Origin of the sequence: Colwellia sp. D2M02 (genome assembly GCF_018860755.1) — a bacterium.
GTDB classification, from domain to species: Bacteria; Pseudomonadota; Gammaproteobacteria; order Enterobacterales; family Alteromonadaceae; genus Colwellia; species Colwellia asteriadis.
This window is the reverse complement of sequence record NZ_JAHKPW010000057.1, coordinates 36,114-51,600: the sequence shown is the minus strand read 5'-3', so window position 1 is coordinate 51,600 and position 15,487 is coordinate 36,114. Positions and strand designations below refer to the sequence as shown.

The window sequence follows — 15,487 nt, the reverse complement described above, 5'->3', positions numbered from 1 at the left end:
CCCGGAGTTAAACCCGGAGATAAACCCGAAGTTGGAACAAGAACTAGAAGAGCAACAACATCATTTAGATAAATGGGAGTCACTGAAAAAGATCTCAAGTGTTGTAAGGGATGGTTCTAAAAGACTTACTTCGAAGGATGTAATTGAAAGAACAATACTTGAACTATGTGAAGGGCAACCTATATCTCTCAGTGATCTTGCTGAGTTACTAGGAAGAGAAGGCTCAACATTGAGAAAAACATATTTGAACCCTATGGTTAGTGATGGAAGGTTATCTCGAGTATATCCAACCAAGATAAATCACCCTAAACAGGGGTATTACAAAACTTAGTGTTTGGTGAGCAAAATGGTGGGCAAAAAATTATTTTTTTGTTTAGGTTTATTTATCTTGTTGTTTCTATTTGAATTAATTGTGATTAACAATAAGCAGATCCAGAATATAGAATAACCATTAAGAGTGATGCACTTCGTAGTGATTCTATTGAGCCATAGCTAGCACTACCTAGCTATGGCTTTTTTTTGGGGTGATTTTTAGCCATGCGCTCACCTTTACATAGTAAATAACCCACATGCTTGATATAACAGCGTTAGATTTTACTAGGATGCATAACTATGATCACACTTTCCCCTGAGCAATGTCGCGTTATTGGCGTGATGTTAGAAAAAGAAACCACTACACCAGAGCAGTACCCGCTCTCTTTAAATGGTATCACCACCGCCTGTAATCAAAAAAGTAACCGTGATCCTGTCATGTCACTAAGCGAGAGTGAAGTACAAAATATTGTTGATGGGCTGGTTATGTCAAACCAACTCATGGTTGATCAAAAAGCGTCGACACGGGTCAATAAATACTTTCATCGTTTTTGTAATACCGAGTTTGGTCATTTACAATTCAGTGCTCAGCAACGGGCAATTATTTGTGTTTTATTTTTACGTGGCCCGCAAACTCCTGGAGAGTTAAGAACGCGCACTAACCGTTTAGCTGACTTTGCTGATGTAAGCGAAGTGGAAGCAACATTAACTCAGTTGCAAGATCTTAATGGCGAGATATTAGTGAAAAAACTCCCACGTGAGTCTGGCAAACGTGAATCACGCTATGTGCATTTATTGTCTACTTTTGACGATGCTAATACTTCACCAGAAGAGCATATTCACACTCACGATATAAAGCCAGCACAGGTAAATGACATAGATGCTCCGAGCACAAATGAGGCGTTAGAGCACAATGTAAACCTGACCCAACGTGTTAGCGAATTAGAGCAACAAGTTGCTGACTTAACAGCACAAGTAGTCTGTTTAACTGAGCTATTTGACGCACAATAGAACCCTCTGGGAACATTGCTCATACAAGATTTCAGCACCTCGCTCGTGACGGGGTGAAAATTACAAAAGGTTAAAATGGAAGAGTTATTAGTTACGTTAGTTAATTTTTCTTGGGGTTTACCCATGGTGTTACTCCTTGTTGGGGGCGGCGCTTATTTTGTTGTTCATTCTCGTCTACTGCCCTATCGCAAGTTAAGCCACGCCATTAGCATTATTAGTGGTAAGTTTGATAATGAAAAAAATGCCAAGGGTGATTTAAGTCATTTTCAAGCGCTGATTGTGGCACTGTCGGGCACGCTAGGTTTAGGTAATATTGCTGGTGTTGCCGTTGCCATTACTATGGGAGGCCCAGGTGCTATTTTTTGGATGTGGCTAACGGCAATTTTCGGTATTGCAACTAAGTTTTACACTGCGTCTTTGGCTATTATGTATCGAGGGGAAGACCGCAGCGGTAAACTGCAAGGCGGCCCCATGTATGTCATTAGAGAAGGTCTAGGAAAAAAATACTTACCTTTGGCATGGCTATTTTGTATTGGTTGTATATTTGGCGCACTGCCACTTTTTCAAATAAACCAATTAGTACAAATTTTACGTGAGGTCATTGCTGTACCTTTTGGTTTAACTGCAGCAGATAACCACTTTACTTTTGATTTAGTGGTTGGCATTGGCTTATTTTTACTCATCGCTTGGATTGTTATGGGTAAGTTAACCCGTATTACGGCAGTCGCAACCAAAGTAGTGCCGTTAATGGTGGTGGGTTATTTCATTATGACCTTGACCTTATTAGCGATGAACTATGAGAAAATCCCTGAAACCTTTCTCTTGATACTTGCTAGCGCCTTTAACCCAAGCTCTGCGGCTGGTGGTTTACTCGGTACCGTGATTATCATTGGCGTGCAACGCGGTGCATTTTCAAATGAAGCGGGTATTGGTACTGAATCTTTAGCCCATGGCGCGGCCAAAACAACCGAGCCAATTAGAGAAGGTTTTGTCGCCTCATTTGGCCCAATAGTTGATACCTTAATTGTTTGTACTTGTACCGCATTAGCCGTATTAGTGACTGGTGCATGGCAAACGGACTTTCAAGGGGTTGGCATGGCCGTTTATGCCTTTGAAACAACTTTTCCTAACCTAGGCAGTTACTTGTTGATGGTGATGGTGTTTTTTCTCAGTGTCAGTACCGTGTTAAGCTTTTGGTATTACGGCAGTAAATGTAGTGAATTTCTCTTTGGTCCAAGCTTTGAGCGCTTCTATAAACTGTTTTATTTACTATTGATCATAGCCGGTGCCATTGGCTCATTGTCTGTGGTGATCAACTTTATTACGTTTATGTACGCATTAATGGCAATTCCGACCATGATTTCAACCTTGTTATTATCGTCAAAGGTCAGAATAGCTGCAAAAAAATACCTCAGAGATCACTTGTAACGGCATAAATAACAAGTATCAGCGAATGTGGCTTATAACTAAGTTATGAGTCACTAAACCTACCGGAACCACCTATTATTAATAAGGTATTCTCATCAATAAATAAGTCTTTGAGAAAACCAGCAACAATGTAAAATAACCACTCCCCTTTTGTCATTTGAAACTATTATGTCTACTATACTTAAGCTTCTAAGTACTCTCCTCCTTTTATCTATTATGTTTTCTGCTTATGGAAAACAAGCCACTCAACTTGATACACCAGTAAAAGCCTCAACCGATGATGAGTTACGCGTTATAAATAAACAGCGTAGTAAAAGATCTTGCGAGCAGTACTGTAACGCAAATAAAACAGAGCAAAGCTACTCAGAGCAAGTACATAATAGACAGAATTCTGTATCTTCAGTTGGCTATGAACGCCTTAAAAGTGAAGCCTTATCTCCTCGAAATAAGTGGTCTGATTTTTTACCTATCTGGGGAGTTGAAGCAAGAGAAAAAGGCTACTTACTTCCCCTTCCTTTTGGGGTTTCAATCGTAGGACTTACGCAAAAGCAACCCTTTACAGTATCAAAAATAGGACTCTCTTTTGACGGACAAGAGAGCGATAAAATCAATGGCTTTATTGGGGATAGTATTACCGCAAAAAACCTCAAGGTATCTGATACTACCTACAATTTACGTTTTGATACTTGGATATTCCCTTTTTGGAACATCTATGGCATTGCAGGAGAAACACGAGGAAAAGCAACGTTAGAATTAGACGTTAACTTAGGTTTACCAACGCTTTTACTTGTTGCTGGCAACATTGGTAATGGTTTAAACGAAAAACGCTGCGCCAGTGTTAATTTACCTTATGAAGGTCCAGCTCCCGGTCACTGTTTAGTTGCTAAATCAGGCATAGCAACAACGTTAAATTTTCATGGTTCAGTGCTTGGCTATGGAACAACAATAGCGGGTGGTTACGGTGATTTTTTCGGGATGTTTGATGTTAACTATTCTGAAGCTGATATCAATATCGCTATAGAAAAAACTCAACAAACCGTTTATTCCGCGCGTATAGGCTGGAATGGTACTATGGGTGGCTATCAGGGACAATTATGGGTTGGAGCAATGAAGCAAGATATAGAGCAACAAATTGCCATTTCAACGCCAGGCGGCAAGGTAGCAGTACTTGTTGATCAGCATACAAGCTCCCCCACTAACTATTTAATTGGCGGGCAATGGAATATCACAGAAGAGTGGTCCGTCATTGCAGAAACCAACTTTGCCTTTAGTGATCGCCAACAGTTTATGATGCAACTAGGCTATCGCTTTTAATCACTGAATAGCAATTTTAGTCAAGGCACCAGCTAGTTAACCTTAAATAGTGCGATTAAAAATATAGAGGTTAATCATAGTATCACCATCAAGTACAACAAAAACACGCTGTCAAACAAGCGTAACCTACTAAATAATCAATGCCTCTACTTTCAGAGAATATAGCCACTCCATTTAGTGATACTAACACCTTATTATTATTAATGTAAAAACTAAACATATCGATCAATCCAACAACAAGCATTGTTTTTTCATTCAAAAGCTATTTATAAAGTCCATAAACCACCCCATAACCGAACATCAAGATCACAAAAAGTAAAAATAATTAATTGATAAATATACTTAAATAATTAAATCAGTTTTAATAATTTAAGTTTTATTCGACTTTACTACGCCTTGCCACATAAAAACCAAATAGAAATAAATATCATTTACATAAACAATTCTTTAGTGTTATATTATCACAACTTTAAAAACGCGTTGAGGATCTTATGAAACCAGACATTCACCCAGAATATAAATCCGTTATCTTTCACGATACGTCAGCCAATACATCCTTTATGATTCGTTCGACTTATCAATCGAGCCAAACCATGAAATGGCACGATGGTAAAGACTACCCGGTATGTTATTTAGATACATCAAGTGCAAGCCACCCTTTTTATACTGGTAAGCAAACACAAACTAAATCAGACGGTCGTGTGGCCAAGTTTAACCAGAAGTTCAAAGTCACAAGTTCAAAAAAGGGATAACAATGAAAGTACTTAGCTCATTAAAATCAGCAAAAACAAGACACCCTGGTTGCCAAGTAGTTAAGCGCCGCGGCCGTGTTTATGTTATTTGTAAAGAAAACCCTCGATTCAAAGCAGTTCAAGGAAAGGCAAAGAATAAGTAACATCAAAAAGAAACAATCAGTCTAAAGCTACTTGATACCTTATTACCTTACTCAAGTAGCTTATAAATTACACTAAAGGTTATTTTATTAGTGTCAAAAACATAAATATCGGTATGATGTAGCTTTTCCCTCAAGGACAAGAAAATATGTTTACTGATATAGGTAATATCACCGAGCCAACTACAAATACAACCGATACAGTCACTTCATCTAAAAACCTATTATCCACTGATTTAATACAAACTGAATTAGATCAGGTATCTGAAATATATAGAATAATCATTAATTTTTTCACCAACTATAGTTTTCAATTAATTGGTGCATTAATCATATTTTTACTGGGTTATTTTGTTGCCGGGAAAATAGCCAATACCGTATTAAAGCTTTGTGAACGTCAAAACCTTGATGTGACATTAAGTCGATTTTTAGCAAGTACTGCTAAAATGGCGATTGTGGTTATGATTACGATAGTCGCATTAAGTAAGTTAGGTATTAGTGTTACGCCATTTATTGCAGCTATTGGTGCCATTTCTTTAGGTGCAGGTTTAGCACTACAAGGGCTATTAGCCAACTATGCTGCCGGATTTAATATTATTTTGATTAGACCTTTTGTCGTTGGCGATACTATTGAAGTACAAGGCGTTACCGGTGTGGTAAAAGAAGTATTATTAGCTTATACCGTCATTGAAGATGAAGATAATGCCGAAATTACTATACCCAATAAGCATATTGTTGGAGAAGTTTTACATAACTCACGAAAAAAGACGTTATTAAAACTAAAAGTGGGGATTTCGTACGACGATAACCCAATGGTAATTATACAGCTCATTGAAAGCACGTTAAAAAAACTAGATATTTTTGGTGACGAAATAAAAATTCAACTCGGTATTGATGAGTTTGCTGACAGCGCCATTAATATTGGTATACGTTTATGGATCCCAACCACGCAGCTTTATAGTGCAAAATATCGCGCGTATGAAGCTATTTACCTCGCCTTTGAACAAGAAAATATTACCATTCCATTCCCACAGCGCGATGTGCATTTATTGCCTTCGACAAAAGCAGAGTAAATCGTATAAAATAAGCACTACACCGTTAAGCTACTTTAACGGTGTTCTTATTCGCAGCTTTTGCATCTAATAGTGCATCTTCAACATTAAGCAGCATATCTGCAAGAGAAGTACCTGATTGCCACATTGTTAAGCCTATGCTGCAAGTAATTTTATCTGCAGCAAAAAGCTTTTCTTCAATAGCATAGCGTAAGGTATTTGCTAACTCAAAAGGAGCTTGTTTAGTACTTGGCATAGCAATAATAAAGTTATCACTATGCCAATGAATTATTTCAGCATCGCTAGGGACTTGTTGCTTAATCAAGTTAGCAAGGTTAATTAAAACTTCATCACCAATACTTGAGCCGTATAAGTCATTAATACGTTTAAAGTCATCTAAATCCAACTGTAATAAACTATAGCTCTCATTTTTATTGATAGCGCTGTCATTAAATTGTTGTAGTAAAATGTACCCTGCTCGCCTATTGAGAGTATTCGTTAAAGGGTCATACTTAGCTAAATTCTCAAAAGCCTGACTTATTTTGCCTAACTCAACCATACGACGATAAGTAAAAATTAGTAAGCTAATGGTTAAGCTTGCTGTTAGCGGCAAAATTTCATCTAATTCTAAATACTCGTATTGTTCTACTTGATCTAAAACCCACTCAAAAAAATCGTATTTAGCATAAATAATAAATAGCAGTACGTTAATCGCGCTCAGCCATAAAGCATCACGAATAACCGTTTGACGATGTAAATATTTATAATGGGGCATAATTTCATACTTCACAATTGAGGTGCTCAAATAACAAGCATTTACCTAATATTAACTAAAAAAAAACAATATTCATACAAGATGAGAGCGAAAAGTACAATAACCGAGCTAAGTTTGTATTAGATCAACAAAGTTATTGATGAAGTATTGAACGATATCTACTTATTGATTAACGGTTTTATGGAAAAAAAAGTATATTCTGCCATAGTTATAAAATAAAAAATAAACAGGATTAGTAATGTCCAGCATAGTTTGTAGTGTTTTTGAGTCTATTTCAAATAGCTATGGTAACGCCTTTTTTAAAAGTATAGCCTTGTCTTTAAGTGACTTACTCAAGCCTGATCAATGTATTATTGCCAGCGTTGATGATAAACAAATTACCGCTACAACCATTATTAACGTGAAAAATCACGAAGTAGAAGATAATTTCACATACACCTTAGCTGGTACTCCTTGCGCCGAAAGCACCAATGAAATTTCCTATTACACTAATAATGTTAGTACTGATTTTCCTAAAGACAAGCGATTGAATGATTCAATTATCAAGACCTACCTAGGAACACCAATCAAAGGAATTAATGGTGAGTGTATTGGTATACTCTGTGTCATGTACAGAGAGGTCATTAATAATAAAGATGAAATAGTGGAGGTGTTTAATGGCATTTCAAATAGACTATCTGCCGAGCTGAACCACTTACATGACCAGCAATTATTAAAGAACCAATTGCAAACATCAGAAAAAATGGCTTCGCTTGGAAGTTTAGTTGCGGGTATAACCCATGAAGTGAACACTCCGCTAGGTATTGCAATTACAACACACAGTATTTTAGAGGGTGAATGTCAAAATCTCGCTTTGCATATCAAAAATCAAGATTTAACCTTATCGGCCATGAATCACTATATTGAAGCCACTGAAAGTGCCTTGGCAATGCAAGGAGAAAATTTAGAGCGGGCTAAAAAGCTCATAGAAAACTTCAAAAAAACTGCGACAGATCAACATAGATTAGAGCTAGAAAACATTAACGTTAAAGATTACTATCAAAAAGTAATATCAACATTACGCGCGCTATTAAAGCCCCAACAAATCACATTGACGCTAGAGTGTGATGATAGTATTTTGGTGAAAACCTACCCTGGAATCCACGCGCAAATCATCACAAACTTAATCAGTAATAGCGCATGCCATGGTTTCTCTGAATCAAACAGCATGAGTACCAGTAATGAGATTACCATTGAAATAGCTCGAAAATCAGCTAACGAGATAGCAGTGAATTATCGTGATAATGGTGCTGGGCTTTCTGATGCTGCTGCTCAGCATGTATTTGAGCCTTTTTACACAACAGCCCGTGATAAGGGAGGAATAGGCTTAGGCATGTCCATTATTTCTAAGCTTATTAAAGACAAACTTCAAGGCGATATTAGCGTGGATAATAGCGGTAAAGGAGCACATTTTATTTACTCATTTAAAAGCGAATAGTAGCGCAAAAAAAATCGCTATTAAATAGGCATTACTTTATAAGCGCAGCGCCTCGCCCCTTCAATAATATGTTCTTCTCTGCTCACGGTGGCAACCTCACTCAACAATGTTTGAAACATTTGTAGCTCTGAACGGCAAAAATTCAAACATTTACTAGCTGCTGCACAAATAGGGCAATGATTTTCAATCAGCCAAAACACTTCATCTTGTTGCTCAACACTTGCCATATACCCCTCTGCTGTACGCAACTTAGCTAACATGGTTAGCTTTTCTTTAATACCGTACCTATCAGCTAAGGCTACACGGTAGTTGCTCATGGTCTCGCTTTCTCGGTGAGCAATAATTTTTTCTAGGCCTTCGTCGCCAAATAATGTCACCACCGAATCAATTAATTGCACGGTAAGTTCATTATGTCGGTCACCAAAATATTCATTACTTTTTTCTGTAAGAAACCAATAACGTGTTGGTCTACCTCGAGGCGCTTTTTCATCTCTAAAGCTAACTTCTCCAGATTCTTCCAACGCTTGAACATGCTGGCGAACACCCATAGTGGTTAAATCAAGTTCTGCAGCAAGTGCTTTAGCGGTTAGCGCGCCCTGCACTTTTAATAATTGCATTATTTTTTCATGTGTTTTCATCACCACTCCTAAATATCAGCTCATGCTTACTCACTATTATTAATCATATTTGCAACAACTTCATTATTAAATAAACTTTTTTATTTATTATTTTGTTGACTTAATTAAATAAACATTTTACTTTATTAAACATTAAGTAAACAAAAAAATTTACTTAATGGTTTTTTTATATCAATGGGAGAGTAATATGAAATTAATTATTGTTAGTAGTAGTCAACGATCTCAATCAGAAAGTGAAAAAGTTGCCATTTATTTATCAAAAAACAGTGAACAATTTACCGATATAGAACATATAGACTTATACCAGCAAGCGTTACCAATGTGGGATGGCTGCGATGAGAGTAAATTTAACCCGCAAAGTAACTGGGCACGTTTAAGTAAACAACTAACCGATGCCGATGCATTGGTTGTAGTCACCCCCGAATGGGGTGGAACAGCCTCCCCCTTACTCAAAAATTTTCTAATGATGTGTCAAATGCACGAAACTGGTCATAAACCGGTATTAATTGTTTCTGTTGTTAACGGGGTTAGTGGCGCCTACCCTATTGCAGAGCTACGAATGAATGCATTTAGTAATAATAAATTAGTTGCCATTCCCGATCACCTCATCATCAGAAATGTTGAAGAGGTATTAAACGATGCCCGTTTTGAAAATAACAACGTCAAGCTTGATCTTTCCTCTCGTGATAAACGGCTTCGCCATCGTATCGCTTATAGCATACATACGTTATTCCATTATGCCAGCGCCTTGAAAAACCTCCGAAAAAACCTTTCTGAGCAACCATTTAACAATGAAGAATTATACACTTACGGGATGTAATAAGGAGCACCTAATGAACATGAATCAAGTTACTTTACCGGTAAAGAATATGACTGAAAGCACTAATTTTTATCGTCGCCTTGGCTTTTTACTGATTGTAGATACACCACATTATGCGCGATTCTCATGCCCTGATGACGGCGCTAGTTTTTCACTCGCTCTAACGCAAGAAAGCTTTAATAACGGCGCGATTATTTATTTTGAACATCAAGGGTTAGATGCTTGGGTAACAGAGTTAATCGGGTTAGGCGTTCAATTTGAGGAGCTACCAACCAATAAGAGCTACTTATGGCGCGAAGCAACGCTGTTAGATCCCAGCGGCAATAAAATAAAATTATATTGGGCAGGGGAAAACCGGTTATATCCACCGTGGAGAATCACCTAGCCTAGCTCAATAACGAGCACCTTAATAAAAAATAGGAGAATAATATGATTAAATTAGAGCACGTTAATCTAGTCGTAACTGATATAGAAAAAAGTTTAAGCTTTTATAAGGCGGTATTTCCCCACTGGGAGGTTAGAGGCGGTGGCCAAGGTCAGTGGTACGGAAAGTCACGAAACTGGCTACATTTTGGTGATGACTCCCAGTACATTGCCTTAAATGACAATGGCGTTGGCGACAATAGAGACCTAACAGGTCATCAAGTTGGTTTAGCACACTTTGCTTTTGTTACTGATGACCTACAAGGGGTTATTAATCGTTTAGCACAAGCTGGCTTTGCCATAGATAAAAATGGCGCAGAAGATCCCTATCGTGAAAATGTTTACTTTATTGACTGTGATGGTTACGAAGTAGAGTTTGTGCAGTACCATAGCGACCTGCCCAACTTAAGAAACCGCTATGAGTAGAGCTTAAAATAAGACAAGCTTTACAGCACTACATTAGCTGCTTACACTTGTCTTATACTTTTTTTGCAATTAACGACTTACCTTATTCTATGTTTCGATTTATTACGCACTTTAAACTGTTATTCTTTGTGTTACTGGTATCGGGTTGTGCTGCTATTGGCATAATGGAATACGATAAAATTTACGGTAAGGCCAATGTTGAAAATAGAATAAATCAAACAAATATTTCTCCTGCGCAAATACAGAATTTTCACACAAATATAAAACCTATTTTAGAAAGCCGCTGTGTGGTTTGTCACGCCTGCTACGATGCACCATGCCAGTTAAAAATGGAAAATGTTTCAGGTATAGAGCGCGGTGCTAATAAAGAATTAGTTTACAATGGCGAGCGCTTACTTACTGGAAAAATACCAACAGGGTTAACCGAGTTAAATTCTATTAACAGTGACATACTACAAAAAACACGTGCACAAGGTTTTTTCCCAGTACTAAATGAGCGCCAGCAAAGTGCTACGGCTAATACCCAAGCGAGCGTTTTTTATCGAATGCTTGCACTTAAACAACAACACCCATTGCCTGATGATGCTTTACTTAATAACAGCTTTGATTTGTCATTAGACCGAGAACAGCAATGCCCAACCATTGAAGAGTTTGAACAATACCAGCGAGATTTCCCTCTCGCTGGCATGCCTTATGGATTGCCAGCATTATCAACTCAAGAACATAACACCTTAGTAAATTGGTTAGCGCAAGGGGCTAAATTGCCAGAGCCATCTTCACCAACGCAAGCTGAAGAAAAAATGATAATGCTTTGGGAACAATTACTTAACGGACAATCAAATAAAGAAAAGCTCATTGCTCGCTACCTATTTGAGCATTTATTTTTAGCCAATTTATACTTTCAAGAAAACAGTGATAGTTATTTCAAATTAGTGCGTTCTACCACGCCTCCTGGAGAAGCAGTAGCACTTATTCAAAGCCGAAGACCATTTGATCCACCCACTAAGAAAGCGCCATTCTACTACCGCCTTATAAAAAACAACAATGTGGTGGTTGCTAAAAGACATATGCCCTACCCATTCGGTTTAGCTAAATTAAACTACCTTAAAGAGCTATTTTATCAACCTGATTATCAGGTAGAAGCTCTGCCCGATTACGCACTCGAAACGTCTGCAAACCCCTTTATTACCTTTAAAGCTATTCCTGCAAAAGCACGCTATCGCTTTTTACTTGAACAAGCACAGTTCTCTATTATGAACTTTATTAAGGGTCCTGTTTGTCGAGGACAAATTGCACTCAATGTTATTGAAGACCATTTTTGGGTCGCTTTTTTAGATCCCGATTATTTAGACCAATACCACAGTAACGACTTTATTGCCGATAATAGCGAATTATTACAATTACCTGCGGCAACAAGCGACAAAACACTCTCACTGCTCTACTGGCGCCAATACGCGAAAAGCCAGCAAGAGTACTTAACCAACAAACTACACTACATAAAATCACTTAACTTAAAGCCTCAAGAACTGGGGTTAAACTTACTTTGGGCAGGTAATGGCAACCCCAATGCAACATTAACCGTATATAGACATTTCGATAGCGCTTCGGTATTACAAGGTTTTGTTGGTCAACCCCCTAAAACCGCTTGGGTAATTTCTTATTCATTATTAGAGCGTATTCACTACTTACTTGTCGCTGGTTTCGATGTTTATGGCAATGTTAGTCATCAACTTAAAACCCGACTTTATATGGACTTCTTACGGATGGAAGCCGAAGGTAATTTCATAACCCTTTTACCGAAAGCACAACGTCGTAAGGTACATGAGTATTGGTATAGAGATACAAACCCTGAGATCAAAGATTATATTTTCTCAGATAATTTTGATCACTTACCAGAAACAGGAGTTCAATATAAAACCGACACCCCTCTACTTGAGCTCTATGATTTAATCGCAGAACATACTAATCACTCAGCGCTAAATGATTACAATATTGAGGATAAAAATCGCAATAGAGCTTCAAAAACAAAGCACCAAGGTAAAATTCCAAGTCATAAAGGTATTGAACAAAAATTAGCACAATTACAGCACTTAGTAGGCGCGCCAGCCACTTTATTACCCCAAGTAAGTTATGTTGCAATAACCAGCCCTGAGGGGGATTATTTTTATAGCTTAATCAGTAACTCTGCTCATAGTAATGTTGCACATTTATTTGCAGAAGCCGAACGCCGCTTACCTAAGGAAGATAACTTAAGTGTACTACGCGGTATTGTTGGCACTTACCCGAATGCTTTTTTCCAAATAACAACTGAGCAGCTAACCGCCTTTATACAGGCCGTAAGCGAACTTAAAACCGAACAAGATTATCAACACCTCAAAGACAATTTTTCCGTGAGACGTACCGATAAAAATTTCTGGGCGTTCGCTGACAAATTACATGCTTGGTATAAAAATTATCAGCGTGACTCTGCGGGTTTGTTAGATTTTAACCGCTTAGAGAATCGTTAATCTACATCAATAAATGTGCTGTAACAAAAAAATTCCGCTTGTGGTATCAATAATTAAAGCAAGCCATAGTCTTGCTTATAGCACTTCTGCTAAACTGCGAACAGATGTAAAATAATTGTGAAAACACTTAAGCGATACCTTGTATTTCACAACAATAAAATAACTTAAGTCAATTCAATCAATCAAGCGAGAAACTGAATGAAAAATAAGGCCATATTATTAACCAGCGTGTTAGTAACTAGCGTTTTAACAGCGTGTTCTGGTAATGAACCTGAACAAAATACGGCTGCAGTAGCAGCAAAAACACAAGGTATTAACGTGACTTACCCAGTAACAAAAAAAGGTGATGTAGTAGATACTTACTTTGATACTAACGTTGCAGATCCTTACCGTTGGTTAGAAGATGACCGCAGTGAAGAAACGGGCGCTTGGGTTAAAACACAGAACAAATTAACCTTTAACTATTTAGATCAAATCCCTTACCGTGACCAATTAAAATCACGTTTAGGTGAATTATGGAACTACGAAAAAGTAGGCGCACCATTTAAAGAAGGCGATTACACTTACTTCTACAAAAATAATGGCTTACAAAACCAATATGTTGTTTATCGTCAAAAAGACGGCGGCGAAGCGGAAGTATTTTTAGATCCAAATACTTTCAATAAAGAAGGCACTACCTCGTTAGGCCAGTTAAGTTTTTCTAAAGACGGTTCAATTGCCGCTTACGCAATTTCTGAAGCAGGTAGTGACTGGCGTAAAATCATCATTATCGATGCTGAAACCAAAGAAGTATTAGAAGAGCCATTAATTGATGTGAAATTCTCAGGTATTTCTTGGTACAAAAACGAAGGTTTTTACTACTCTAGTTACGACAAGCCAAAAGGTAGCGAGCTTTCAGCTAAAACTGATCAACACAAACTTTACTATCACCAGTTAGGCCAAGCACAAAAAGACGACAAAGTTATTTTTGGTGCAACCGCTGAAGAAAAACATCGCTATGTGGGTGGTAGCGTTACCGAAGATAACCGTTACTTACTTATTTCTGGTGCGGTATCTACGTCAGGTAACAACCTTTACATTAAAGACTTAACTAAGCCAAATAGCCCATTAGTGACTATTGCTGACGGTTTCCTTGGTGATACTTACGTTATTGATAACGAAGGCGATAAGTTATTTTTAGTAACTAACATTGATGCGCCTAACAAAAAAGTTGTTACGGTAAATGCTACAACACCAACACGTGAAAACTGGAAAGACTTAATCCCTGAAACTGAAAACGTATTAAGCGCTTCTACCGGTGGCGGTTACTTCTTCGCAGAATACATGGTTGATGCGATTTCTAAAGTTTACCAATACGATTACCAAGGTAACAAAGTACGTGAAATTAAATTACCTGGTGTTGGCAGCTCAAGCGCCCTTTCAGGTGAGAAAGATGCTGATACTTTATATTACTCGTTCAGCAACTACAAAACACCAGGTACTATCTATAGCTACAACATAGATAAAGGCGAAAGTGACGTTTACCGCAAATCAGGCGCTAAGTTTGATAGCGACGCGTTTGAGTCTAAGCAAGTATTCTACACTTCAAAAGACGGCACAAAAGTACCGATGATCATTACCCATAAAAAAGGTATTGAGCTTAATGGTAAAAACCCTACACTTTTATACGCTTACGGTGGTTTTAACGTGAGCTTAACGCCATCATTTAGCGTATCTCGCGCGGTATGGATGGAGCAAGGCGGTATTTACGCAGTAGCTAACTTACGTGGTGGCGGTGAATACGGTAAGAAATGGCACAACGCAGGTACACAGCTTAACAAGCAAAATGTATTTGATGATTTCATTGCTGCCGGTGAGTACTTAATTGACCAAAACTACACTTCTAGCGATTACCTAGCAGTACAAGGTGGTTCAAACGGTGGCTTATTAGTAGGTGCTGTAATGACGCAACGCCCTGATCTAATGCAAGTTGCTTTACCTGCGGTTGGTGTTTTAGACATGCTTAGATACCACACTTTCACTGCGGGTGCAGGTTGGGCATACGATTACGGCACAGCTGAGCAAAGCGAAGAAATGTTTAACTATTTAAAAGCTTACTCACCAGTGCATAACGTTAAAGATGGCGTAAGCTACCCAGCGACTATGGTAACAACGGGCGATCATGATGACCGTGTTGTTCCTGCTCACTCGTTTAAGTTTGCCGCTGAGTTACAAGCGAAACAAGCTGGTGCTGCACCAACCTTAATTCGTATAGAAACTGACGGTGGTCACGGTGCTGGTACGCCAGTATCTAAAACCATTGACCTTTACGCCGACTTATTTGCCTTTACCCTATTCAACATGGGTTTTGACAAGTTACCTGAACAGTCAGCTAAATAGTTTTACCTGATTGATTTGGTAGAACTTATTAAG

The 15,487-nt window shown here is 38.1% G+C and carries 14 protein-coding genes and 1 pseudogene; 13 read left to right on the top strand and 2 right to left on the bottom strand.

From position 1 onward, the window contains the following. From KO495_RS09385 to KO495_RS09355, 7 genes and pseudogenes are all read left to right on the top strand, one after another. Window positions 1–331: pseudogene (locus tag KO495_RS09385) on the top strand (AAA family ATPase); the annotation flags it as partial. Window positions 332–612: 281 nt separating this feature from the next. Beyond that, complete coding sequence (locus tag KO495_RS09380) at window positions 613–1,323, top strand: DUF480 domain-containing protein (RefSeq protein WP_215980141.1); 711 nt, start codon at window positions 613–615, stop codon at window positions 1,321–1,323. A gap of 75 nt (window positions 1,324–1,398) precedes the next feature. Further along, window positions 1,399–2,751, top strand: coding sequence for an alanine/glycine:cation symporter family protein (locus KO495_RS09375; RefSeq protein WP_215980140.1), 1,353 nt, complete (start codon window positions 1,399–1,401; stop codon window positions 2,749–2,751). A gap of 168 nt (window positions 2,752–2,919) precedes the next feature. Beyond that, window positions 2,920–4,065 carry a hypothetical protein gene (locus tag KO495_RS09370; RefSeq protein WP_215980139.1) on the top strand — a complete coding sequence of 382 codons (1,146 nt, stop codon included), beginning with the start codon at window positions 2,920–2,922 and terminating at the stop codon, window positions 4,063–4,065. A gap of 491 nt (window positions 4,066–4,556) precedes the next feature. Beyond that, window positions 4,557–4,817, top strand: a complete 261-nt coding sequence (locus KO495_RS09365) for a type B 50S ribosomal protein L31 (protein ID WP_215980138.1) — start codon at window positions 4,557–4,559, stop codon at window positions 4,815–4,817. A gap of 2 nt (window positions 4,818–4,819) precedes the next feature. Next, a complete protein-coding gene (gene ykgO / locus KO495_RS09360) occupies window positions 4,820–4,960 on the top strand; it encodes a type B 50S ribosomal protein L36 (protein WP_215980137.1) in 141 nt (46 codons plus the stop codon). Window positions 4,961–5,106: 146 nt separating this feature from the next. Further along, window positions 5,107–6,030, top strand: coding sequence for a mechanosensitive ion channel domain-containing protein (locus KO495_RS09355; protein WP_215980136.1), 924 nt, complete (start codon window positions 5,107–5,109; stop codon window positions 6,028–6,030). A 25-nt stretch (window positions 6,031–6,055) separates the two neighbouring features. Here KO495_RS09355 and KO495_RS09350 read toward each other — a convergent pair whose 3' ends face one another. Then, a complete protein-coding gene (locus tag KO495_RS09350; RefSeq protein WP_215980135.1) occupies window positions 6,056–6,784 on the bottom strand; it encodes a GGDEF domain-containing protein in 729 nt (242 codons plus the stop codon). A 238-nt stretch (window positions 6,785–7,022) separates the two neighbouring features. Between KO495_RS09350 and KO495_RS09345 the strand changes: the two genes are divergently transcribed. Further along, the gene (locus KO495_RS09345; protein WP_215980134.1) at window positions 7,023–8,261 is read left to right on the top strand and encodes a HAMP domain-containing sensor histidine kinase; all 1,239 of its coding nucleotides are present in this window, start codon (window positions 7,023–7,025) and stop codon (window positions 8,259–8,261) included. A gap of 20 nt (window positions 8,262–8,281) precedes the next feature. Here the strand turns inward: KO495_RS09345 and KO495_RS09340 are convergent, their stop codons facing one another. Then, window positions 8,282–8,899: a metalloregulator ArsR/SmtB family transcription factor gene (locus KO495_RS09340; protein ID WP_215980133.1), complete on the bottom strand. Its 618-nt coding sequence runs from the start codon at window positions 8,897–8,899 to the stop codon at window positions 8,282–8,284. Window positions 8,900–9,086: 187 nt separating this feature from the next. On the opposite strand from KO495_RS09340, the gene KO495_RS09335 reads away from it, so the two are divergent. The 5 genes from KO495_RS09335 to KO495_RS09315 all read left to right on the top strand — a co-directional run bounded on the left by KO495_RS09335 (window position 9,087) and on the right by KO495_RS09315 (window position 15,454). Beyond that, entirely contained in the window at window positions 9,087–9,719 is a 633-nt protein-coding gene (locus tag KO495_RS09335; RefSeq protein WP_215980132.1) for an NAD(P)H-dependent oxidoreductase, read from the top strand. Between the two features lie 13 nt (window positions 9,720–9,732). Further along, entirely contained in the window at window positions 9,733–10,104 is a 372-nt protein-coding gene (locus tag KO495_RS09330) for a VOC family protein (RefSeq protein ID WP_215980131.1), read from the top strand. 44 nt (window positions 10,105–10,148) lie between these two features. Next, a complete protein-coding gene (locus tag KO495_RS09325; RefSeq protein WP_215980130.1) occupies window positions 10,149–10,568 on the top strand; it encodes a VOC family protein in 420 nt (139 codons plus the stop codon). A 47-nt stretch (window positions 10,569–10,615) separates the two neighbouring features. Continuing rightward, window positions 10,616–13,075, top strand: coding sequence for a fatty acid cis/trans isomerase (locus KO495_RS09320; protein ID WP_215980129.1), 2,460 nt, complete (start codon window positions 10,616–10,618; stop codon window positions 13,073–13,075). A gap of 198 nt (window positions 13,076–13,273) precedes the next feature. Then, window positions 13,274–15,454: a prolyl oligopeptidase family serine peptidase gene (locus KO495_RS09315; RefSeq protein ID WP_215980128.1), complete on the top strand. Its 2,181-nt coding sequence runs from the start codon at window positions 13,274–13,276 to the stop codon at window positions 15,452–15,454. Window positions 15,455–15,487: the final 33 nt, after the last annotated feature.